Here is a 19,840-nt window from a genome sequence, read left to right as displayed (position 1 = left end):
GCGTCAAGCAACGCGGGCGAGTGTGTCCGCAGACGTGAGGGAGTCGATTCGGCCCGGCCGCAGACACGGTACAAGCCCGGCATAGCCGCCTGCGAGATCGACTGAAGTCAGTCACCCGGATGAGTCCGACACAGGGGGCCGGTCCCGGCGACGGGATCGGCCTTTGACGTTTCCTCCCTTGAGCCTGCCGGTCCGTGCACCGCGCGCCCGGCAGCGCGTTGATGCGATACGTCCTGACGGGCTGCTGCCCGGGTTTTGCCCCGTTCAGGGGTCGGTGCCCGACGCATTGCGGCAAGACTGCCTTTGAAATCCGGTGAATGCCGTGTCTTGCTGGTTGGCATAGGATGCAAGGAGGTTGCGATGAATGACATTTTTGAAACGGCTGCCGACGATCACATCCTCGGCAGCTACGGCGGCGCTGTCATCATGGGCGCCGGCGACGACGGGCTCCGCGGCTTGGTTACGGCTTTGACCGTCTCGATGGCGGCGATGGCGTGATCGAGAGGAACGCGTCCTGCGGCAGTTTCGGCGTCGGGACGCGGCAATGACACGCTCTTCGTCGGTTTCTGCGCCCCGACGCGCGATTGCTGGTGGGCGGTACGGGCGCCAATACCGTCTCGCGCTCGGTCGAGGATGGCGCTGCGCTGGTGGCCGCCACCGTCGCAGTCTCGATTTCGAGGCCGGGCTCGATCGGCTCTTCTGCAACTTCACCTCGATCGTCTCGGTGCGGGCGCAGGAGACCGGCTTTTCCATCGCGCTCTCGACCGGCGCGACGGTCTTCCGGTGGGGCGCGAACCTTTACGAGGGGCAGGTCGCGGTCGGCCCGGAGGTGGAGGGCAAAGACAAGATCGCGGGCATGGCGATGACGCGCACCGACACGCTCCGGGGCCGCTTCGTCGTGCCGATCGGCTGATCGGTCGCGCGGCCTCGGCCGGGGTCAGTCCTGCGAGCAGAACTGTTCGTAGACCGTCTGCACCACGCGGGCCGCGCGTGGGTCGGCAAGCGAATAGAAGATCGTCTTGCCCTCGCGTCGGCTTTGCACCAGCCCCTCCAGACGCAGCCGCGCCAGTTGCTGGCTGACTGCCGCCTGCCGCGTTTCGAGCCGGGTTTCCAGCTCGGTCACCGATTTCTCGCCCGAGGCGAGATAGCACATGATCATCAGACGCCCCTCATGGGCGAGCGCCTTCAGCAGGTTGGCAGCGGCCCGCGCCCGGGTCGCCATCTCCTCGGCGTCAAGCGCAGCACAGCGCTCGTCGGTTTCGGCGGCGGTCTCGGGGGCAAAATCTTCGTGCGGGTCTTGGGCAGTATCCATCGCCAAGGCGGCTTCCTCGTCGTCGCGGGTCGGGTGCATCTGACTGCAATAACACGGCTGCGTTGCCGAAGCGAGAGCCGCTCGCCCAAGTGTCCAGAGGTGCGCGCCGCTTTGCTCAGGCTTCGAGAGGATCGCGCCCGGGGCCGCGCGGCGCGCGCAGGCGGCGCAGCCAGAGACCCGCTTCGCGCAGCGCCACGAACAGGATGAAGCCGACCGCGACCGCGTCGAAACCGGGGAAATCCATCTGATCTCTGCCTTTCTGTAGGTTGCCTTCAGCGATGCGGCACGAATGTGGCGCAAGCGGGGCAGGGATGCGGAAAAACCGCGTCAGCCCGGGCCCGCTCCGGGAGAGGGACGCAGAGGGGCTTGACCAGAGTGGCCGAGGCTTGCTTTCTGGGCGCAAGCCGCCCTCGCGGGTGCCTGCCAGACGAGGGCCCATGCTGCACGCCTACAAACCTTTGCCGCGCGGGCTTGCGCGTCTCGGCCAGCAAAGCCCGACCGAGGTCGGCGTCGATCTCGAGCAGGCGTTCTGGATCGATCTTTATCGCCCCCTCGACAGTCAGGTTTCGGCGGTTTCGGCACTTGGCGTTGAGGTGCCGACGCTTGCCGACATGGAAGAGATCGAGATCTCGAACCGGCTTTACCGCGAGGAGGGGGTGGATGTGATGACCGTGGTGCTGCCCGGTCACACGCCCTCGGGCGAGCATATCTCGGGGCCGGTCAGCTTCATCCTGTCGGGGGTGCGGCTCGTCACCGTGCGCCACCACGCGCCGCGCAGCTTCGTCACCTTTCCCGAACGGGCCGAACGCACGACGGCCGGATGTCGGACGCCGGAGCGGATCTTTCTGGGCCTGATCGAGGAGATCGTGGCCCGGCAGGCCGATCTGCTCGAAGGCTCGGGGCGGGTGCTCGATCAGGTCTCGGCGCGGGTCCTGGGCGAGGCGCGTCCGGCGGAGCTGAAGGCGGCTCTCGGTGATGTCGGCAAACAGGGGGAATTGCTCGGCCATATCCGGCTGGCGCTTCTGACGCTCGAACGGGCGCTGTCCTTTTACGACCAGACGCTGGCCGCGCATCCGCAAGGCGCCGAGCTGCGCCCGATCGCCAAGGCGCTGATGCGCGACATCACCGCGCTTGCCGTGCATAACGACTATCTGTCGTCGCGGGTGTCGCTGACGGTCGATGCGACGCTCGGCATGATCAACCTCGCGCAGAACAATACCGTGCGGATACTGTCGGTGGTGACGGCGCTGTTCCTGCCGCCGACGCTGATCGCCTCGGCCTATGGGATGAACTTCGCCAACATGCCGGAGCTGAGCCAGCCCTGGGGCTACCCGTTCGCGCTGGTGTTGATGGTGGCTTCGGCGCTGGTGTCCTGGGCCTTCTTCAAATGGAAGGACTGGCTCTAGGGATTGCGCCCTCGCTGGCTCGGGCGCCCGGGAACGGGGGGCTGCCGCCCCCCGACCCCCGCTTTCGGGGGACGATGTCCCCCGTGCCCCCTTGCGTATTTTCACCAAGAAAACGCCGAGCGTGTTTTTCCTTGGGTCAAATACGCCCTTTGCGCGGGCGGTGGCGGGGCTCAGCGTTCGAGGGTCATGCGGCGGTCGTCGAACTGCACCTTGCCGAAGCGGGTGAGGTAGCTCATGCCCAGAAGCGAGGTGTCGAGATCGCCCCGGTTCACCACGGCCGCGACGTTGCTGTCGGTGAAGGGGCCGACCGTCAGGCTGTCAAGCCGCACCGGCGCGGTGGCCACTTCGCCATTCGCGGTGAAGGCGCGGCCGATATAGGCGAGGTTGCCGGTGTCGATCCCCGCCCGTGCCGCATCGGCGCGGGTCAGCACGATCTGCGAGGCGCCAGTGTCGATGACGAAGTCGATCTCGGCGCCGTTCACCCTGGCTTTCATGTAGTAATGCCCGTCCGCCTGCACCGGCAGCTCGATCCGGCCCGATTGCGTCACGCTCTGGCTTGGCAGGATCGCGGCGCGCACATCGGGCCAGATCCCGGCCACGGCGGCGATGCCGAGAAAGATCAGCGCCCAGATCATCAGCTGTTGCAGCGCCTGACCGGGACGGCGGCGCAGCGCGGCGATCAGATAGCCGCCGATCGCGAGCAGCAGCAAAAGGTAATAGATCACGCGGGGGATATCAGCTTCCATGACGCCTCCTGCGCCTGATGTAGGCACTCGGAGCGGTCCTGTCACCCCGTCACGGTGCCGCGATGATCCCCGCCCCGCGCAGCCCGTCGAGGATGAACTGCACCGCCAGCGCGGCGAGCAGCATCCCCAGAAGCCGCGTCACCACCATCGTGCCGGTCCGCCCCAGCGCGCGCTCGAGCGGCGTTGCGAGCAGGAACAGCACGAAAACGCAGGCCAGAACCAGCGCCATCACCGCCATCACCGCGGCCAGATGCAGCCCGCCGCTGCCCGATCCCGCCAGAAGGATCATCGTCGCCATCGCCCCCGGACCGGCCAAGAGCGGCGTGCCGAGCGGGAAGACGGACGGATCGGGGGCATGCGGCTCGGCCGACTGCCCCTCGCGGCGCTGGGTGCGGCGCTCGAAGAGCATGTCGAGCGCGGTCAGGAACAGAAGCACCCCGCCCGCGATGCGGAAGGCGGGCATCGAAATGCCGATCCCCTTCAGCAGCGCATCGCCAAAAAGCCCGAAAGCCGTCAGCAGCACCGCCGCCACGACAAGCGCGCGCAAGCCGATGGTGCGGCGCATGCTGGCGCTCATTCCCTGCGTCAGGGCAAGGAAAAGCGGCACGAGGCCGATCGGATCGACGACGACGAAAAGGGTGACGAAGGCGGTGACGAATTCAGGCGTGTTCATGGCGGCGACCCTATCCGGTTGCGCGGCCCTGCGCCAGTGGCGCTCAGATCGGCGCGTCATCCTCGGGGTCGGGCGGCATCACGGCGCGGATCTTGGCGGCGAGCGTGCGCGCCCCCGATCCGATCCGGGTGTCCACATGCGCCTCGGCCAGCCGCAGCAGATGGCGCAGCGCCGCCATCTCGTCATGGGTCAGCACAAGGGGCGGCAGGGCCACCGGGCGGCGCAGGATGTAGCCGACGCCGCGTTCCCCCTCGATCGGCACGCCGTAATCGACGAGCGTGGCCATGTCGCGCCAGATCGTGCGCTCGGAGACCCCGAGTCGCGCCGCAACGTCCCGCGCCCGGATCAACTCGCCGTCGCGCAGCAGCATCAGAATCTTTTCGAACCTTTCGTTGCGCGTCATCGGCCGCCCTCCCATCCCCTTGTCGCACATCCGGGGGCAACTGACAAATAACTGTCAGTAATCCCGCCGCGCGACGGGGGCTGCGGCGGGATTGAACCTTGTCAGCAGGCCCCCGCGCGCCGAAACTTGGGAAAACACACTGAAGGAGACTTCCGATGCATATGATGAGCCCCCTGCAACTGATCGTCATCGCCGTCGTGGTGCTGGTTCTGTTCGGCCGTGGCAAGGTCGCGGGCCTGATGGGCGAGGTGGGCAAGGGCATCACCTCGTTCAAGAAGGGCATGGCCGAAGGCGCCAGCGCCGAAGAAACCAAGGACGCTGCGCCCTCGGACAAGGACAAGGTCTGAACCGGCCTTGGCCGCAGCGAGCGGAGTAGGTAATCATGTTCGACATCGGCTGGAGTGAGCTTCTGCTCATTGGCATTGTTGCGCTCATCGTCGTCGGTCCGAAAGATCTGCCCGTGATGTTTCGCACCCTTGGCCGCCTGACGGCCAAGGCCAAGGCGATGGGGCGCGAGTTTTCGCGCGCGATGGAAGATGCGGCCCGCGACAGCGGGCTCGACAGCGCGGCGCGCGGGCTGAACGATCTCAAGGACGTCGCCACCTCGAAGAACCCGGGGATGGCGGCGCTGGAACGCGCCACCGAGCGGTTCGAGAAATGGGATCCGAAGATTCCGACCCCCGCGAAGGCGGCGACCTTCGTGCAGGACCCGGATCTGACCGCGGCGCTTGACGCGGCCGAACTGGCCGAAGAGCCTGATCCGACGCCGAAATCCGCAACCCCCGCCAAGGGCAACGCATGACTTCCGAGCATATCGAAGACACGTCCGCGCCGCTGATCGAGCATCTGGCAGAGCTGCGCACGCGCATCCTTTATGCGCTGGCCGCTTTTGTCATCTCGGTCGGCCTGTGCTATTTCATCTGGCACCCGATCTTCAACCTGCTGACCCATCCGATCTGCTCGGCGCTCGCCGAGCGCGGTCAGGTCTGCCAGCTGCAGCTGATCAAGATGCAGGAAGGCTTCTTCGTCGCGCTCAACATCGCGATGCTGGGCGGCTTCGTGCTGGCCTTCCCGATGATCGCCTTCCAGCTTTGGCGCTTCATCGCGCCGGGGCTCTATCGCAACGAGAAACGCGCCTTCCTGCCGTTCCTCATCGCCTCGCCGGTGATGTTCCTGTTCGGCTGCGCCTTTGCCTATTTCCTGATCCTGCCGATGGCCTTCGACTTCTTCCTGAGCTTTCAGGTGAGCGATGTCTCGATCGCCGCCGATCAGGTCGAGGGGCAGAGAGCCAACGAGATGGCGGCGATCGGCTTTGCCGGCTCGATGGAAGAATACCTGAAGCTGACGACGAAGTTCCTGATCGCCTTCGGGCTCTGCTTCCAGATGCCGGTGGCGCTGACGCTGATGGGGCGGGCAGGGCTGATCTCGGCCAAGGGCCTTGCTTCGGTGCGCAAATATGCGGTTGTGGCGATGCTGACGCTGGCCGCGACGGTGACACCGCCCGATGTGGCCTCGCAGGTGATCCTGTTCATCGCGATCTATCCGCTGTTCGAGGTCTCGATCTGGATCATAAGGCGCATGGAAAAGACCCGCGAAGCCAAGATGCGTGCCGAAGGCACCTGGGTCGACGAGGAAGACGACGAATGACCGATCCGATGACGCGGATTGCCGAGGCGCTCGAGCGCCTCGCCCCCGCGCCCGCACCTGCCCCCGCGTTTGCGGGGGCGGATGCGTTTATGTGGCACGCGGCGCCGGACCGGCTGGTGCCGGTCGCGCAGGTCTCGCGCGTCGATCTGGGGCTGTTGCGCGGCATCGACCGGGCACGCGATACGCTCCTTGCGAACACGGTCCAATTCGCCCGCGGCCATGCGGCGAACAATGCGCTCTTGTGGGGCGCGCGCGGCATGGGGAAAAGCTCGCTCGTCAAGGCGGTCCATGCCGAGGTGCTGCGGCAGGGGCTGAGCCTGAAGCTGGTGGAGCTTTCGCGCGAGGATCTGCCCTCGGTCGGGCGGCTTTTGAACCTGCTGCGGGTGGCTGCGGATCAGCGCTTCGTGCTGTTCTGCGATGACCTCAGCTTCAGCCACGACGATCAGCATTACAAGTCGCTGAAGGCGGTGCTGGATGGCGGGATCGAGGGGCGCCCGGCGCATGTGATCTTCTACGCCACCTCGAACCGGCGCCATCTGATGCCGCGCGACATGATCGAGAACGAACGCTCCACCGCGATCAATCCTTCGGAAGCGGTCGAGGAAAAGGTCTCGCTCTCGGATCGTTTCGGGCTCTGGCTGGGCTTCCATCCCTGCGATCAGGACGAATATTTCGCGATGATCGAGGGCTATGTGGCGGCCTATGGTCTGAGCATCGAGCCCGAACTGCTGCGCGCCGAGGCGGTGGAATGGTATCGCACCCGGGGCTCGCGCTCGGGGCGCGTCGCTTGGCAGTTCTTCACCGATCTGGCGGGCCGCCACGGGTTGGCGGTGTAAAGAGGGGCTCCGCCCCGCCGAGGCGATGCCTCGGCCCCCCGGGATATTTGTGGCAAGATAAATGAAAAAGGCGTCCGAGACCGGGCGCCTTTTCCGTTTTGCTTTATCTTGCCCGAAATATCCCGGGGGGTCCGGGGGGCAGAGCCCCCCGGCCTTGGCTACATCAGAAGCAGCACGATGATCTGCGGCGCCAGGATCCGCATGCACATCACCAGCGGATAGACCGAGGCATAGCCGACCGAGGCCGCGGCCGAGTTTGACATGCCATTGGCAAAGGCGAGCGCCGGCGGGTCGGTCATCGAGCCCGCTAGCACGCCCGAGAGGCTGAGGTAGTTCACCCGATAGACCACGCGCGCGACGAAGCCGACGATCATCAGCGGCACCAGCGTGATGACGATGCCATACATCATCCATTGCAGCCCCGGCCCGTGGATCAGTGTGTCGACGAACTGACCGCCCGCCTTCAGCCCGACCGCCGAGAGGAAGAGCACGATGCCCAGTTCGCGCAGCGCATGGTTCGCCACCGGCGGCATGAAGAAGACGAAGGGGCCAAGGAAGCCGATCCGCGACAGCAGGATCGCCGCGACCAGCGGCCCGCCCGCCAGACCCAGTTTCAGGGGCGCCGGAAGGCCCGGGAAGGCGATCGGGATCGAGCCGAGCAGCACGCCCAGAAAGATGCCGAAGAACACACCCGAGAACTGCACGAGCTCAAGGCTTTTCACCTGATCGCCAAAGAGCGGCTTCACCGCCTCGATATCGCCCGGGGCGCCGACGACGGTCAGGATGTCGCCGAATTGCACCGCCAGATCGGGTTCCACCGGCAGCTGCGTGCCCGCCCGCGTCACCCGCGAGATCGAGACCGAGCGCTCTTCCAGCCCCAGATCGCGGATGTGCTTGCCCAGAGCCTTCTGCGAGGTCACCGCCACCCGCTGCCAGCTCAGCTGCGTGCCCTTGGTCGAGGTGATCGAGACATCGACCTCTTCGCCCAGGATCAGCACCATCGCATGCAGCTTCTCGGCCGGACCGACAAGGTGCAGCACGTCGCCCATGTGCAGCGCCATCGAGCGCAGCGGGTGCATCAGCGTGTCCCCGCGCTTCAGCCGCGACACCACCACGCCCTGATCGTAAAGATCGGGCACTTCGCCCAGCTCCAGCCCTTCAAGGTTCGCGTTGCGCACGACCACGTTGATCGCGGGCAATTCCTTCGAGCCACGCGACCGCGAGGCCTCGAATTCCGCCTCTTCCTGCTCGATGCGCACGCGCAGCACCTGCCGCACCGCGATCATCGTCAGCAGGATGCCAAGGATGCCGAACGGATAGGCGACGGCATAGCCGAGCGAGGCTTCCGAGATCACCTCGGAGGGCACGCCCGAGTCCTTGAGCACCTGCGTCGCCGCGCCCAGACCCGGGGTGTTGGTGACCGCGCCCGACATCAGCCCGACCAGCGCCGGAACCGGGATCCCGGCGATGAAATGCAGCGCGACGGTCGTCAGCACGCCCAGAATGACGATCGAGGCGGCGATGATGTTGAACTGCAACCCGGCCTTCTGCAGCGTGGCAAAGAAGCCCGGCCCGACCTGGATGCCGATCGTGAAGACAAAGATGATGAGGCCGAATTCACGCACGAATTCAAGCATTTCCGGCGCAAGGTGCAGACCCGCGACCGAGGTCCAGTGACCGACGAACAGCCCCGCGAACAGCACCCCCCCGATGCCGAGCCCGATGCCGCGCCAGTTCAGTCCCCCCAGTAACAGACCCAGTGCCCCGGCCAGTGCCAGCGCCGATGCCGCCAGCCCGACCGGCGATATCGTGTTCAGAAATTCCAAAAGAGCCATGGCCACCCCCCTCCTGCAAGGGTGTCCTCCCCCCTCGGCAAAACTGCGCTTCCCGGCCGGAGAGGTCAAGTTATTGTTACCGGATGGAAAAAGGGGGCAAAAGCCCCCTTTTTGCGTCATCCGTCATGTCTTGGCCGCGGGTGTCGCGATCATTCCAGATAGGGCATCGGGTCGACCGAGTCGGAGCCCTTGCGGATCTCGAAATGCAGGAAGCCCTGATCGCCGGAATGGACCTTGGCGATGGTCTGGCCGCGGCTGACCTTGGCGCCCTTGGCGACGGTGATGCCTTCGATATTGGCATAGACCGTCAGGAGCCCGCCGTCGTGACGCATGACCAGGATCTGCACATGCTCGGTGTCCTGGGTGATCGCGGCCACCGTGCCCGCATCGGCGGCTTTCACCGCGGTGCCGGGGGCGGCCTTGATGTCGACGCCATCGTTCTTGCCCTTGGCATAGGGGCGCACGATCGCGCCCGAGACCGGCATGACGAATTTCGAACTGCTCGAGGCGGCCGTGCGCGAGGCGCCAAGATTGGGCGCGGCCGAGGTGTCGACAGGGGCCGAGGCTTTCGGCGGCACCTCTTTCGGCAAGGGCTTCGCGGCCGAGGGCGGCTCGGGCGTGGGCGAGCCTTGGCCCGGCTCGGTCAGCGTCGCGGTGGCGGGCGGCGGGGCCGCGCCGGTGGCGGGCGGGATCATCAGCATCTGGCCTTCGCGCACGCTCAGATCGGCGGGCAGGCCGTTCCATTCCGCCACGGACTTGGCCGAGACATTGTAATAGCGCGCGATCGAATAGGCGGTCTCGCCACGGGCGACGCGGTGGCGCACCGGCTCGGCGCCGCTCGCGCCCGGAGTTGCAGGCTTTGCCGCGGGCGCGACACTCGGCGTCGCCGGGCGCGGCGCAGCCGCCGTGGGAGCGGCGACCGGGGCCGGATGGCTGACCGCGGCACGGTCGATGGCGCTCGAGGCGAGCGAGGTGATGTCGATCCGCTCGCTGCCCGTCGTCGCACCGCCGGCGCCGATCACGCCGCCTGCCGGTTCACTCACGCGTTGCGGCAGGGCCAGAACCTCGCCCTTGCCCAGCGGCGTGGTCGGCTCAAGCGCGTTGTAGCGGGCCAGTTCCGAGGCATCGAGGCCAAGCCGCGAGGCGACCGAGCCGATCGTGTCGCCCTGCCGCGCCACCGCGACCTGATAATTCGGATAGGAGATCACGCCGCGCGCATCGGGGGCAGGGCGTTCAGCCGTCGCCTGGCGCACGGCATCGGTGGTGTCGAAACCGGTCTTTCCGAAATGGCGCAGGTCGGCATCGAACTTGCCGTCCTCGCCGCAGCCAGCCAGAGCGGCCAGCGCGACGCCGGTCATCAGCACGCGGGTCAGGCGGAAAAGGGGGGCTTGCATCGCTCGTCCTCGTTCGGTCTTTTTGGCTCGTTCAGTCTTTTGGTCGTCGCGTCGTCGTCTTGCAGCCTCGTCGTCGGTCAGCCTGTCGGGGCTCAGTCGGACGCCATGCCCTCCACCAGCGGCACGAAGCGCACCGGCCGAAGTTCCTCGTAATCGAAGCCGGTTTCGAGCCGCGTCACCCGGATCAGGCTTTGCACCGTGTCGGACTGTCCGACCGGAAGCACCATGATACCGCCGATCTTCAGTTGCGACAACAGGGGGCCCGGCGGGTCTTCGGCCGCAGCCGTGACCAGAATCCGGTCAAACGGCGCCTGATCGGGCAATCCGCGTGACCCGTCCGTGGCAAGGGCCACGATATTGGGCAGATGCAGCGCCTCGAACAGCGCCTGCGCCTCGCGCACGAGGCGACGGTGGCGATCGACCGTATAGACCCGGCGGCACAGCAGCGACAGCACCGCGGCCTGATAGCCCGAGCCGGTGCCGATTTCGAGCACCCGGTCCCGCGGCCCGACCGCAAGCGCCTGCGTCATCAGGCCGACGACCGAGGGTTGCGAAATCGTCTGCCCGCAGGCGATCGGCAGCGGCATGTCCTCATAGGCGCGTTCGGCAAAGATGCCGCGCACGAAGGCGCCGCGGTCGATCCGTTCCATGGCGGACAGGATCCGGGCATCGGTGACGCCCTTCGAGCGCAGCGCGTAAAGGAACTGCATCTTGATCTGCGCGGCCTCGTCTTCGGTCATGCGAGCCGCGCCTCGAGATCGCCCAGCACGTCATGGGCGGTCAGATCGGCGCGCATCGGCGTGACGGCGATGTAACCCTCGAGGTTGACCATCGCATCGGTGCCGGGCGCGGTGGCGCCATGCTGCGGGCCGCCCTTGATCCAGAGAAACCGCCGGCCATTCGGCGAGACCGCGGGCTCGACGGTGAAGAAACTGTCGGTGCGGTAGCCTTGCGCCGCGACCTTGGTCCCCTTCACCGCAGCGGCCAGAACCGGCGGGAAGTTGACGTTGTAGAAGACACGATAGGCACCGTCGTCCCAGATGCCGTTGTCCCAGAGCTTGCGCACCAGAGCGGGGCCATGCACGCGGGCCGCCTCGAAAGGATCAAGGCCGGGGCCGATGCAGGCCGGGCCGAGGAACTGGCTCAGCGCGATCGCCGGAATGCCCTGCAGCGCGGCTTCCATCGCGCCGCCCAGCGTGCCCGAGTAAAGCGCATTCTCGGCCGAATTGTTGCCGCGGTTGACGCCCGAGAGCACCAGATCCGGCCGCCCGTCGGTCAGCACGTCGTAAAGCCCCGCCAGCACGCAATCGGCCGGGCTGCCCTCGGCCGCATAGCGGCGCGGGCCGAGCTTCGCGATCGACATCGGCCGGTTGTAGCTGATCGCATGACCGACGCCCGATTGCTCGAAGGCGGGGGCGACGATCCAGACTTCGCCCTCGGGGCCGGCCAGATCGGCCGCAATGGCCTCGAGCACCTCGAGCCCCGGCGCGTTGATGCCGTCGTCATTGGTGATCAGAATGCGCATGGTCCCTCGTACCCCCGTTTCGTTCTGATTAGCCGCTGCGCCGCACGGGAACAAGCAAGGTGCTGCAGTTGGCGCGAAGGTGTGCCCTTGCGGACCCGGTTGCGGCGAAAACGAGCGGGGAAGGGGGCGCTGCACCCTCTTGGCCTTCGGCCAATTCACCCCCGGGATATTTGGGGCAAGATAAAACCATGCCCCTTTATCTTGCCGCAAATATCTCGGGGGGAGCGAAGCGGGGGGCAGAGCCCCCCTTTCCGTCAGATCTCGGCCAGAAGGCGTTTCGCTTCGACGCGGCAATCGATCAGCGGCGCGCGGTCTTCCGAGGGGAAGAAGCGTGCCCGCACGGCCGTGGCCATCGGCTGCGGCGCCAGAATCCGCACCTTCGGGCCGATCTTCGCGGATTCGGCGGCATAGCTGCGCGCCAGCGCGATCTGCGCCGCTTTCGTCGCGCCATAGGAGCCGAAATAGGGCTGGCCCGCGCGGTTATCCTCGAAGAAGACCGCGGTGCCCTCGCCTTCGCGCAGCAGCGGGTCGATCAGCGGGATCAGCGTCGCGGTGCCGGTCAGGTTCGTCGCCACCGATTTCTCCATGTCCTTCGCATCGGAATGCGCGGCAGGCGAGAGCGGCGCGGCATGGACCGCGGTGTGGATCCACAGTTGCAGCCCGCCCCAGCGGCCCAGGATGCCGTTGGCGAGGGTCTCCATTTCCTCGGGCTTGGTGATGTCGAGCGGCGCGAGCGTCGCCGAGCCGCCCTTGGCCTGAATGACGTCATCAAGCGCCTCGAGCCCGCCCACGGTGCGCGCCACCGCCATCACGTGCCAGCCCTGTTCCGCCAGTTCCTCGGCGATGGCAAAGCCGAGCCCGCGCGAGGCGCCGGTCACAAGGGCGAGTTTCTTGAAGGCGGTTCCGGTCATGGCGCAACTCCTGAGCGTTTCGCGCGGGTTTTAGGCGCCGTCAGGCTGCGGCGCAAGGGGCGCATTGGCGCGGGTCGGCCGCAGCGCTGCGCCCGATCGCCGCTTTTTGCGCCCCTTTGCGCAGGGCGCGGGCATCTCGGTAACGCGACATTTGCCCTGAGGTGCGACCATCACGACAAATCGCTCGGCTTCGGGTTGCGCCCGGCGCGGTTTGGCGGTTCTTTAGGGCGCAGCCCCAAGCAAGGTTCCGGAATGACCGATCTGACGCCCGAAACCGACCCGACCCCCGGCCTCTTCGGGCAGCTGGCCGATCTGGGCCGCATCCTGCGCACGGTGCGCAGCGGGCGGCGCATCGTCTGGCTGGTGGGGGGGCTTGTCGCGGTCATCGCGGTGACGGCGGCGGCGCAGATCCTGCTCAACGCCTGGAATCAGCCCTTTTACGACGCGCTGACGCGCAAGGATTTTCCGGCCTTCGTGGTGCAGCTCGGGGTCTTTGCGCTGCTCGCCGGGGGGCTTCTGGCGCTGAACGTCGGGCAGCTCTGGCTGGATCAGACGCTGAAGCTGACGCTGCGGCGGGGCATCTTTACCGCGCTCTTGCACGACTGGATGCGGCCCGGTCAGGCGCTGCGGCTGTCGCGGGCGGGCCGGATCGGCGAGAACCCGGATCAGCGCTTGCAGGCCGATATCGACGGGCTGGCCGATCTTTCCGTTGCGCTTGGCGTCGGGCTCTTTCAGGCGGGGCTGCTGCTTTTGTCCTTCGTCGGCGTGCTGTGGCACCATTCCGACGGGCTGTCGCTGACCGCCTTCGGTCGCTCAGTCGAAATTCCGGGCTTCATGGTCTGGTGCGCGCTTGTCTATGCTGGCATCGCCTCGCTGATGAGTTGGCGCGTCGGCCGCCCCCTTGTCGCGATGAGCGCCGAAAAGGCCGCGCGGGAGGCCGACTTCCGCTTCGAGCTCGTCCGTGTCAGCGAAGCCGCCGAGGCGATCACGCTCGAACGCGGCGAGCGGGTCGAAGCGCGGCGGATCAAGGCGGCCTTCGGGCGGCTGGTCGAGGTGATCCACGGCGTGATCCGTGCGACGGTGGGGCTGACCTGGGTCACCGCGGGCTCGGGCTGGTTCAACACGGTGGCGCCGATCCTTGCGGCTGCGCCGTTCTATTTCAGCTCCGACATGACGATCGGCGAGCTGATGCTGGTCGTCGGCGCATTCAACCAGGTGCAGGGCGCTTTGCGCTTTTTCATCAACAACTTCGCGGGCATTGCCACCTGGCGGGCGACGCTGCATCGGGTGATGACCTTCCACCGCGCCCTGCACGATCTGGCGCGCGAGGCCTGCGACGGCACGCCCGACCGCATTCGCCGCGAACCGGCCGAGAGCGGGGTCGAGATCGAGGGGCTGTCGATCGTCACCCCCTATGTCTCGGTCACGCTCGCCGAAGACCCGATCCGGCTGGCGCCGGGGGATCGGCTGCTGCTCAAGGGCTCGTCGGGCTCGGGCAAGACGATCCTGTTCCGCACGCTGGCGGGGCTTTGGGATCGTGGCACCGGCCGGATCGCGATGCCGCTGGCCGGCGCCGTGATGTATATGCCGACGCGCGCTTATGTGCCGCCGGGGCGGCTGATCGACGTGCTGGGCTATCCGCATTCGGCGGCGCATTTCCCCCGTCCCGAGGTCGAGGCGGCGCTGCAGACGGTGGGGCTTGGCCATTTGATGGCGAGCCTTGATGCCGAGGAACATTGGGAAAAGCTGCTCTCGGAAAGCGAAAAGCACTGCGTGAGTTTTGCGCGGGTGATCCTGAACCGGCCGCAATGGCTGGTGATGGACGACACGCTGCCGCAGCTGGACCCCGAGGCCCGGGCGCGGATCGTGACGCTGCTCAAGGGGCCGCTGGCGCATCTGGGCCTGATCGACATCGGCAACGGTGGCACGCCGCATGGGGTCTTTACCCGCACGGTCGAGATTTTTGCCGGTGAGGGTGTCGCTTCAGCCGAGGTGCGGGCTTGAGAACCCAAGTTGGCGCAGCCCAGTCTGCACCTCGGGCGCGGACATGAAGAGCCGCCACAAAAGCCCGGTGCGGGCGTTCTCGGTCATGCCGACGATCGGGCCTTGATCGATGGCAAGGTGGCTTTTTGCGACCCAGCCCCGTGTGTCGTCAAAGGCATCGAGCATGCCATAAGGCCCCCACAATTCGGGCCGCGCCTCCATCGCCCGGGCAGCCGAAAGGCTCGCGCGCGGCAGATAGGGCAGCGCCGAAAGCGCCGCGGTGGGGGCGATCACGCCCTTGTCGTTCGCGGGCGAGAAGGCATTGTAGCCATCCGGTCCGTCGCAGGCGGTCAGCCCCCAGAAGGTCCCGTAACCCGCGAATTTGCCAGGGTTTTCCAGACAATGCGCGTGGTTGATCCGGGTCTGGGCGCGGTTTTGCGCGAAATAGTCGATGCCGTCCTCCACCAGCCCGCGCGGATCGAGGCCGAGGAAGGAATAGTGGCTGAAGAACAAGGGCCCGCCCTGCGCCGGTCCAAGCGGCAGGCGGATGCGGTGGTAATGGTTGCCGTTGCGAAATCCGGGGCTGTGCTTCCAGCTGTCCGTGTAGGCGGCCGGGTCGATCGGATGGGTGGGCGAGCCCGCGCCAAGCACGAAGGCAATGAGCCCCTCGTGCCAGCCCATCAGGGCCAGTTTTCCAAAGCCGTGATTGGGGCTCCAGTGCCAGTGCAGCCGGTCGGGGGTCGGGCAGAAGCCCACCCAATCCACCGCCCACCAGAGCGCCTGAATCCGCGCGGCCAAGGCGGGGGCAAAGGGCGCAAGCCATTGCCGCACCGTCAAAAGCCCCATCATCAGGAAGGCGGTCTCGACGATGTCGCCGCCGTCGTCATGGGGGGAAAAGGCGATGGTGGCGCCGGTTGCGCCCTGCATCCAATGCGGGAAGGCGCCGCGATGGCGGGGCGCGGCTTCCAGATGGGCGACGATCCGGTCGATCTGCGCCAGCACCGCGTCGCGGGGGGCAAAGCCGCGCTCGGCGCCCACGATCAGCGCCATCAGGCCAAAGCCGGTGCCGCCGGTGGTGACGGTGTCGAGCCATGTCTCGTCGCCGTAGCGCTCGCGGGCCATGCCGCTGACCGGATGGCCAAACTCGGTGAAATAGCGCAGCGTCTCGGACTGAATGCGGTCGAGCAGCGCCGCCGTCCTCATTTCGCCCACCGGATTGAAATCTCTTGCGTTTCAAGCGCATGCGGGCCGAGGCTGAGGCGGAATTCGCCGCCCTCCCAGTCGCGGCGCATCTGCGCCAGATCGGGGCCGCGGTCGTAGTCCAGATCCGCGGTGGTCAGGCGGAAGCTTGCCGTGCCGGTCTCGCCCGGCGCCAGCGTGAGACGCGCGAAGCCCTTGAGCTCGCGGATCGGTCGCGAGATTTCGGCGACCGGATCGCGCAGGTAAAGCTGCACGGTTTCGGTGCCTGCCCGGGCCCCGGTGTTTGTCACCTCGATGGTCACTTCCAGCACTGCGTCGGCGCCTTGCAGCTCGGTCGCGCTGGGCTGTGGTTTGCCATAGGCGAAGCTGGTGTAGCTAAGCCCGAAGCCCGCCGGGTAAAGCGGCAGATGCGGGCCTTCAAGGATGCAGGCGGTGGTGAATTTGCGGAAGACATGCCGCCCGGTCGCGTCGGTCTCGTCATCGCCAAAGACATCGACGCCGATCGCCTCGCGCGGGCGGCCCGACGGCAGGTCTTCGATCCGCAAGGGCAGTTGCCCGACGTGACGGGGCAGCGAAATCGAGAGCCGTCCTTCGGGGGAACGGTCGCCGAACAGAACCTCGGCGATGGCCGGGCCACCCTCGGCACCCGGATGGCCGGTCCAGATCAGCGCATCGGAAAGCGCGGCTTCCTCGGTCAGGGCAAGCGGACGGCCAGAAATCACCAGCAGGATCAACGGGATGCCGCGGGCTTTCGCGATTTCGGCCATTTCGCGGACAAGTCGCGGCTGCGCGCCCGGAAGCGTGATGTCCATCCGGGTCGAGCTTTCGCCGGAGTGTTCTTTGGCCTCGCCAAGCGCCAGCACGATCGCATCGGTTTGGCTCGCCACCGCGCGCGCCTCGGCCAGCATCTCGTCGAGCGACCGGCTTTCCGGCGGGACCGAGGGCATGGCACGGTTGTGCACATTCAGCCGCGCCGCCAGCGCCGGGTCTTCGACGATCGAGCAGCCCTTGGCGATCAGAACCTTGGTGCCGGGGCCTGCGACGGCGGCCAGCCCCTCGGCAATGGTCACGCTGTCCATCGGGTTCACATCGATCGCCCAGCTGCCCTGCATGTCGATCCGATCCTCGGCCAGCGGGCCGATCAGGGCAAGCGTGGCCCCGCGGGCCAGCGGCAGAACCCCGGTGTTCTTCAACAGAACCAAGGACTTCGCGGCGGCCTCGCGGACCAGCGCGATGTGATCGGGGGCGCGGACCACTTTCGCCCGCAGATCCTCGTCCAGCCCGAGGAAGGGATCGGCGAACAGGCCGAGCCTTTCCTTCGCCCGCAGCACCTCGCGGCAGCGGGCGGTGATTTCGTCTTCGGTCACCGGACCCCAGCGCCGGGCGTCGGGGGCGGTCTTGCCCTCCTCGACCAGAGGGGCGAGGTGATGCAGGAAGGCGCCCGACACCAGATCGACGGCGACGCCCGCCTTGAAGGCGAGATAGGCGGCCGCGCGCGCATCGGCGGCAATGCCGTGGTTGATCAGTTCGGGGTCGATGGCGGTGAAATCGGTGACGATCATGCCGTCAAAGCCGAAGCGGTCGCGCAGGATGTCTTGCAAAAGCACCCGATGCGCGGTGGCGGGAATGTCGTTCAGCGCCGAGAACGCGACCATCACCGCGCCGGCCCCGGCAGCGACGCCCGCCTCGAACGGCGCCATGATCCGCATCAGCGTCGAGGCGCTCGCCTCCACCGCCGCATAATCGCGCCCGCCGATGGAGAGCCCGTAGCCCGCGAAATGCTTCAGGGTGGCCATCATCCGGTCGGGCCGGGCCATGTCGCCATCGGCGCCCTGATAGCCCGTCACGATCGCCCGCGCGATGGCGGCGCACAGATGCGGCAGCTCGCCATGACCCTCGGCAATCCGGCCCCAGCGCGCGTCGTAGCTGATATCGAGCATCGGCGCCCAGGTGAGGGAAACCCCATCCGTCCGCGCTTCGCGTGCGGTCATCTCGGCGATGCGGGTGATCAGGTCGAGATCCCAGGAGCACGACAGCGCCAGCGGGATCGGCCCGCAGGTGATATAGCGTTGCAGGCAGTCGCGGGCGAAGAAAAGCGGAATGCCATGCGGGCTTTCCTCAAGCGCCATGCGCTGCAGCACCCGGCGCTCGGCGATATTGGCGCCCGCAGAGGTGCCGCACAGATGGCCGCGCCGGATCAGCGTTTCGGTATCGGCGCCCTCGGCCGCGCCGGTCGTGGGCAGGCCCGCCGCATGGGGAAAGTTGAGCTGTCCGATCTTGTCGGCCAAACTCATCCGGCCCAGAAGATCGTCCAGAAAACCCTTGTCTTCCGAAGACTTGCGCATGGTCCGACCCCCCGGTTGTGTGGGCTCAGATTACTCCCGAAGGGGCGTAGCGCAAGCGGAAAGGCTCAGGCGCGGGCGGGCAGGCGTTCGCGGGCGGTGCGGGCCGAAACCTCTTGCAGCCCATGCACCAGCGAGATGCCCATGATGCCGTGATAGAGGATCGAGCCGCCCAGAATATGCAGGATGTAGATCCAGCCCTCGGCAAAGCCGCCGATCACCAGTACCACGAGCGAGGCCAGCGCCGAGACCAGAAGCGCCGTCAGCATGGCCCGACCGTTCGGACCGCGACGCCGCGCGGTGATGGCCCGGCGTTCCAGTTCGGCCGCGCCAAAGAGCAGGCCAAGCGACAGGATCATGTAAAGGGCGATGACGTAGAACATCGGGGGGCCTTTCGGGGTGGTGGCATCAGGCTAGCAGAACCGCGGGGCACTCGCAACGCGGCGGGTTAGCCGCGCAGCACCACGCCCACGGCTTTCGCATCGGGGTAGACATCGGGTTTCTTCGAGGAAATCGCGGCATGGGCGACGCCTTCGAGCCCGTGCACGAAGGCATGAATGCGCGAGACGAGTTCTTCCTGCGTGTCGATCCGGCTGCCGTTGAAGGAGCGGATGAATTCGGCCACGCGGTCGTAATCGAAGAAGCGCCCGGCCTGCCAGTCGGTGCCGGTCACGGTGATCTCGGCCGAGACGAGAACGCGCTGCATGCGCGCGCGCTCGAAGTCGTGGATGCCCAGAAACATCGTGATTTCAAGCTCTTCGAGGCGGATGATCAGATCAGCCATGCACATATCCCTCTTTCACCAAAAACGCCACGTCGCGCGGCAGCTGCCACAGCGTCTGGCCGCCATCGACCGCGATCACCTCGCCGGTCATCCCCTTGGCATCCCAGAAGTAAAGCGCGGTGCGCACCAGATCAGCCGGTTGAACCTGAATGCCCAAGGGGTTGATGCGGCTTGATTTCTCGAAATTCTCCGGGGTCTGCTTGCCGGAAATCAGCGTGATCGCCGGGGCGATGCCATTGACCCGCGGGCAGCCGCCAAAGCGCATCGCCAGCATCTCTGTCGCGGCATGCAGCGCCGCTTTCGAGAGCGTGTAGGAGAAGAAATCCGGGTTCAGCGCCAGCACCTTGTTGTCGAGCATGTTCAGGATCAGCGCATCTTCTCCGCCCATGTCCTGCGCCGCCATCCGCGCGGCGAGCGCCAAGGGCGCCTTCAGGTTCACCGCGAAATGCGCATCCATCTTCGCATCGCTCAGGCTGAAGATGTCGTCGTTCATGAAGTTCGAGGCGTTGTTCAAGAGCACATGCACCCGGCCCAGAAAACCCTCGGCCACGTCGAAGACCCGCTGCACCGCGGCTGCGTCGGACAGGTCGCCCTGCACCAGACGGCAGATCTCGCCCGTGCGGTTCAACTCACCCGCCAGCGCCTCGGCCTCGGTCGACGAGCTGTTGTAATGCAGCACCACGCGAAAGCCGCGGGCGGCGAACCCCCGTGCCATCTCGGCGCCGATCCGCTTCGCGCCGCCGGTGATCAGAATGCCGGGCATGGGGTCTCCTTTCGTGTCTTCGGCCTATCTAGGGCGAGGGGGCGAAAAGAAAAAGGCCCCGAGGTTTCCCCCGGGGCCGA

23 protein-coding genes are annotated in these 19,840 nt (G+C 66.7%); 8 read left to right on the top strand and 15 right to left on the bottom strand.

Annotation, left to right across the window (positions count from 1 at the left end):
• Positions 1-360: 360 nt before the first annotated feature.
• Both C8J30_RS18610 and C8J30_RS18310 read left to right on the top strand, forming a co-directional pair.
• Positions 361-498, top strand: a complete 138-nt coding sequence (locus C8J30_RS18610; protein ID WP_181420839.1) for a hypothetical protein — start codon at positions 361-363, stop codon at positions 496-498.
• A 46-nt stretch (positions 499-544) separates the two neighbouring features.
• The gene (locus C8J30_RS18310; protein WP_146227890.1) at positions 545-913 is read left to right on the top strand and encodes a hypothetical protein; all 369 of its coding nucleotides are present in this window, start codon (positions 545-547) and stop codon (positions 911-913) included.
• Positions 914-937: 24 nt separating this feature from the next.
• Here the strand turns inward: C8J30_RS18310 and C8J30_RS09935 are convergent, their stop codons facing one another.
• Together C8J30_RS09935 and C8J30_RS19245 are read right to left on the bottom strand one after the other, a co-directional pair.
• Positions 938-1,312, bottom strand: coding sequence for an ArsR/SmtB family transcription factor (locus C8J30_RS09935; RefSeq protein ID WP_110805748.1), 375 nt, complete (start codon positions 1,310-1,312; stop codon positions 938-940).
• Positions 1,313-1,427: 115 nt separating this feature from the next.
• On the bottom strand, positions 1,428-1,556 hold the full coding sequence (locus C8J30_RS19245; RefSeq protein WP_281269377.1) for a hypothetical protein: 129 nt from the start codon (positions 1,554-1,556) through the stop codon (positions 1,428-1,430).
• A gap of 193 nt (positions 1,557-1,749) precedes the next feature.
• Between C8J30_RS19245 and C8J30_RS09930 the strand changes: the two genes are divergently transcribed.
• Entirely contained in the window at positions 1,750-2,718 is a 969-nt protein-coding gene (locus C8J30_RS09930; RefSeq protein WP_110805692.1) for a magnesium transporter CorA family protein, read from the top strand.
• A gap of 170 nt (positions 2,719-2,888) precedes the next feature.
• Here the strand turns inward: C8J30_RS09930 and C8J30_RS09925 are convergent, their stop codons facing one another.
• The 3 genes from C8J30_RS09925 to C8J30_RS09915 are packed head-to-tail and all read right to left on the bottom strand — an operon-like array spanning position 2,889 to position 4,540.
• Positions 2,889-3,464 carry a retropepsin-like aspartic protease family protein gene (locus C8J30_RS09925; RefSeq protein WP_110805691.1) on the bottom strand — a complete coding sequence of 192 codons (576 nt, stop codon included), beginning with the start codon at positions 3,462-3,464 and terminating at the stop codon, positions 2,889-2,891.
• A 49-nt stretch (positions 3,465-3,513) separates the two neighbouring features.
• A complete protein-coding gene (locus tag C8J30_RS09920) occupies positions 3,514-4,137 on the bottom strand; it encodes a MarC family protein (RefSeq protein WP_110805690.1) in 624 nt (207 codons plus the stop codon).
• A gap of 43 nt (positions 4,138-4,180) precedes the next feature.
• Entirely contained in the window at positions 4,181-4,540 is a 360-nt protein-coding gene (locus C8J30_RS09915; protein ID WP_110805747.1) for a helix-turn-helix transcriptional regulator, read from the bottom strand.
• A 155-nt stretch (positions 4,541-4,695) separates the two neighbouring features.
• Between C8J30_RS09915 and tatA the strand changes: the two genes are divergently transcribed.
• The 4 genes from tatA to C8J30_RS09895 are packed head-to-tail and all read left to right on the top strand — an operon-like array spanning position 4,696 to position 7,023.
• Positions 4,696-4,887 (top strand): twin-arginine translocase TatA/TatE family subunit, encoded by a 192-nt coding sequence (tatA, locus tag C8J30_RS09910; protein WP_394341927.1) that lies wholly within the window; start codon positions 4,696-4,698, stop codon positions 4,885-4,887.
• A gap of 35 nt (positions 4,888-4,922) precedes the next feature.
• Positions 4,923-5,342 carry a Sec-independent protein translocase protein TatB gene (gene tatB, locus C8J30_RS09905; protein ID WP_110805689.1) on the top strand — a complete coding sequence of 140 codons (420 nt, stop codon included), beginning with the start codon at positions 4,923-4,925 and terminating at the stop codon, positions 5,340-5,342.
• Positions 5,339-6,187: a twin-arginine translocase subunit TatC gene (gene tatC, locus C8J30_RS09900; RefSeq protein WP_110805688.1), complete on the top strand. Its 849-nt coding sequence runs from the start codon at positions 5,339-5,341 to the stop codon at positions 6,185-6,187. Before tatB ends, tatC begins: the two co-directional genes overlap by 4 nt.
• Positions 6,184-7,023 (top strand): ATP-binding protein, encoded by an 840-nt coding sequence (locus tag C8J30_RS09895; protein ID WP_110805687.1) that lies wholly within the window; start codon positions 6,184-6,186, stop codon positions 7,021-7,023. The genes tatC and C8J30_RS09895 overlap by 4 nt, the downstream gene beginning before the upstream one ends.
• A gap of 158 nt (positions 7,024-7,181) precedes the next feature.
• Here the strand turns inward: C8J30_RS09895 and C8J30_RS09890 are convergent, their stop codons facing one another.
• The 5 genes from C8J30_RS09890 to C8J30_RS09870 all read right to left on the bottom strand — a co-directional run bounded on the left by C8J30_RS09890 (position 7,182) and on the right by C8J30_RS09870 (position 12,688).
• Positions 7,182-8,858: a putative transporter gene (locus C8J30_RS09890; RefSeq protein WP_181420838.1), complete on the bottom strand. Its 1,677-nt coding sequence runs from the start codon at positions 8,856-8,858 to the stop codon at positions 7,182-7,184.
• Between the two features lie 149 nt (positions 8,859-9,007).
• Positions 9,008-10,252, bottom strand: a complete 1,245-nt coding sequence (locus C8J30_RS09885) for a M23 family metallopeptidase (RefSeq protein ID WP_110805686.1) — start codon at positions 10,250-10,252, stop codon at positions 9,008-9,010.
• A 92-nt stretch (positions 10,253-10,344) separates the two neighbouring features.
• Complete coding sequence (locus tag C8J30_RS09880) at positions 10,345-10,992, bottom strand: protein-L-isoaspartate(D-aspartate) O-methyltransferase (protein ID WP_110805685.1); 648 nt, start codon at positions 10,990-10,992, stop codon at positions 10,345-10,347.
• On the bottom strand, positions 10,989-11,777 hold the full coding sequence (gene surE, locus C8J30_RS09875; protein WP_110805684.1) for a 5'/3'-nucleotidase SurE: 789 nt from the start codon (positions 11,775-11,777) through the stop codon (positions 10,989-10,991). Before surE ends, C8J30_RS09880 begins: the two co-directional genes overlap by 4 nt.
• Positions 11,778-12,031: 254 nt before the next feature.
• Positions 12,032-12,688: an SDR family NAD(P)-dependent oxidoreductase gene (locus C8J30_RS09870; RefSeq protein WP_110805683.1), complete on the bottom strand. Its 657-nt coding sequence runs from the start codon at positions 12,686-12,688 to the stop codon at positions 12,032-12,034.
• Between the two features lie 252 nt (positions 12,689-12,940).
• Between C8J30_RS09870 and C8J30_RS09865 the strand changes: the two genes are divergently transcribed.
• The gene (locus C8J30_RS09865) at positions 12,941-14,692 is read left to right on the top strand and encodes an ABC transporter ATP-binding protein/permease (protein WP_110805682.1); all 1,752 of its coding nucleotides are present in this window, start codon (positions 12,941-12,943) and stop codon (positions 14,690-14,692) included.
• On the opposite strand, the gene C8J30_RS09860 is transcribed toward C8J30_RS09865, so the two are convergent.
• From C8J30_RS09860 to C8J30_RS09840, 5 genes are all read right to left on the bottom strand, one after another.
• A complete protein-coding gene (locus tag C8J30_RS09860; protein WP_110805681.1) occupies positions 14,672-15,874 on the bottom strand; it encodes a glucoamylase family protein in 1,203 nt (400 codons plus the stop codon). The genes C8J30_RS09865 and C8J30_RS09860 overlap by 21 nt on opposite strands.
• Positions 15,871-18,216 (bottom strand): glycoside hydrolase family 3 N-terminal domain-containing protein, encoded by a 2,346-nt coding sequence (locus C8J30_RS09855; RefSeq protein WP_110805680.1) that lies wholly within the window; start codon positions 18,214-18,216, stop codon positions 15,871-15,873. Before C8J30_RS09855 ends, C8J30_RS09860 begins: the two co-directional genes overlap by 4 nt.
• Before the next feature lie 65 nt (positions 18,217-18,281).
• The gene (locus C8J30_RS09850) at positions 18,282-18,596 is read right to left on the bottom strand and encodes a hypothetical protein (protein ID WP_110805679.1); all 315 of its coding nucleotides are present in this window, start codon (positions 18,594-18,596) and stop codon (positions 18,282-18,284) included.
• A 65-nt stretch (positions 18,597-18,661) separates the two neighbouring features.
• The gene (locus C8J30_RS09845; protein ID WP_181420837.1) at positions 18,662-18,997 is read right to left on the bottom strand and encodes a dihydroneopterin aldolase; all 336 of its coding nucleotides are present in this window, start codon (positions 18,995-18,997) and stop codon (positions 18,662-18,664) included.
• Positions 18,990-19,760 (bottom strand): SDR family oxidoreductase, encoded by a 771-nt coding sequence (locus C8J30_RS09840; protein ID WP_110805677.1) that lies wholly within the window; start codon positions 19,758-19,760, stop codon positions 18,990-18,992. Before C8J30_RS09840 ends, C8J30_RS09845 begins: the two co-directional genes overlap by 8 nt.
• Positions 19,761-19,840: the final 80 nt, after the last annotated feature.

This window comes from Rhodobacter viridis (genome assembly GCF_003217355.1).
Taxonomy (GTDB): domain Bacteria; phylum Pseudomonadota; class Alphaproteobacteria; order Rhodobacterales; family Rhodobacteraceae; genus Rhodobacter; species Rhodobacter viridis.
Note: the sequence above shows the minus strand (reverse complement) of the source record. Positions and strands in the feature narration are given on the sequence as shown.

Coding starts and splice junctions, on each gene's coding strand:
- C8J30_RS09935 (WP_110805748.1), bottom strand. CDS start 1,312: ATGGATACTGCCCAAGACCCGCACGAAGATTTTGCCCCCGAGACCGCC.
- C8J30_RS09925 (WP_110805691.1), bottom strand. CDS start 3,464: ATGGAAGCTGATATCCCCCGCGTGATCTATTACCTTTTGCTGCTGCTC.
- C8J30_RS09850 (WP_110805679.1), bottom strand. CDS start 18,596: ATGTTCTACGTCATCGCCCTTTACATGATCCTGTCGCTTGGCCTGCTC.
- C8J30_RS09860 (WP_110805681.1), bottom strand. CDS start 15,874: ATGAGGACGGCGGCGCTGCTCGACCGCATTCAGTCCGAGACGCTGCGC.
- C8J30_RS09880 (WP_110805685.1), bottom strand. CDS start 10,992: ATGACCGAAGACGAGGCCGCGCAGATCAAGATGCAGTTCCTTTACGCG.
- C8J30_RS09915 (WP_110805747.1), bottom strand. CDS start 4,540: ATGACGCGCAACGAAAGGTTCGAAAAGATTCTGATGCTGCTGCGCGAC.
- C8J30_RS09845 (WP_181420837.1), bottom strand. CDS start 18,997: ATGGCTGATCTGATCATCCGCCTCGAAGAGCTTGAAATCACGATGTTT.
- C8J30_RS19245 (WP_281269377.1), bottom strand. CDS start 1,556: ATGGATTTCCCCGGTTTCGACGCGGTCGCGGTCGGCTTCATCCTGTTC.
- C8J30_RS09895 (WP_110805687.1), top strand. CDS start 6,184: ATGACCGATCCGATGACGCGGATTGCCGAGGCGCTCGAGCGCCTCGCC.
- C8J30_RS09930 (WP_110805692.1), top strand. CDS start 1,750: ATGCTGCACGCCTACAAACCTTTGCCGCGCGGGCTTGCGCGTCTCGGC.
- C8J30_RS09920 (WP_110805690.1), bottom strand. CDS start 4,137: ATGAACACGCCTGAATTCGTCACCGCCTTCGTCACCCTTTTCGTCGTC.
- C8J30_RS18310 (WP_146227890.1), top strand. CDS start 545: ATGACACGCTCTTCGTCGGTTTCTGCGCCCCGACGCGCGATTGCTGGT.
- tatC (WP_110805688.1), top strand. CDS start 5,339: ATGACTTCCGAGCATATCGAAGACACGTCCGCGCCGCTGATCGAGCAT.
- tatB (WP_110805689.1), top strand. CDS start 4,923: ATGTTCGACATCGGCTGGAGTGAGCTTCTGCTCATTGGCATTGTTGCG.
- C8J30_RS18610 (WP_181420839.1), top strand. CDS start 361: ATGAATGACATTTTTGAAACGGCTGCCGACGATCACATCCTCGGCAGC.
- surE (WP_110805684.1), bottom strand. CDS start 11,777: ATGCGCATTCTGATCACCAATGACGACGGCATCAACGCGCCGGGGCTC.
- C8J30_RS09870 (WP_110805683.1), bottom strand. CDS start 12,688: ATGACCGGAACCGCCTTCAAGAAACTCGCCCTTGTGACCGGCGCCTCG.
- C8J30_RS09840 (WP_110805677.1), bottom strand. CDS start 19,760: ATGCCCGGCATTCTGATCACCGGCGGCGCGAAGCGGATCGGCGCCGAG.
- C8J30_RS09855 (WP_110805680.1), bottom strand. CDS start 18,216: ATGCGCAAGTCTTCGGAAGACAAGGGTTTTCTGGACGATCTTCTGGGC.
- C8J30_RS09865 (WP_110805682.1), top strand. CDS start 12,941: ATGACCGATCTGACGCCCGAAACCGACCCGACCCCCGGCCTCTTCGGG.
- C8J30_RS09890 (WP_181420838.1), bottom strand. CDS start 8,858: ATGGCTCTTTTGGAATTTCTGAACACGATATCGCCGGTCGGGCTGGCG.
- tatA (WP_394341927.1), top strand. CDS start 4,696: ATGCATATGATGAGCCCCCTGCAACTGATCGTCATCGCCGTCGTGGTG.
- C8J30_RS09885 (WP_110805686.1), bottom strand. CDS start 10,252: ATGCAAGCCCCCCTTTTCCGCCTGACCCGCGTGCTGATGACCGGCGTC.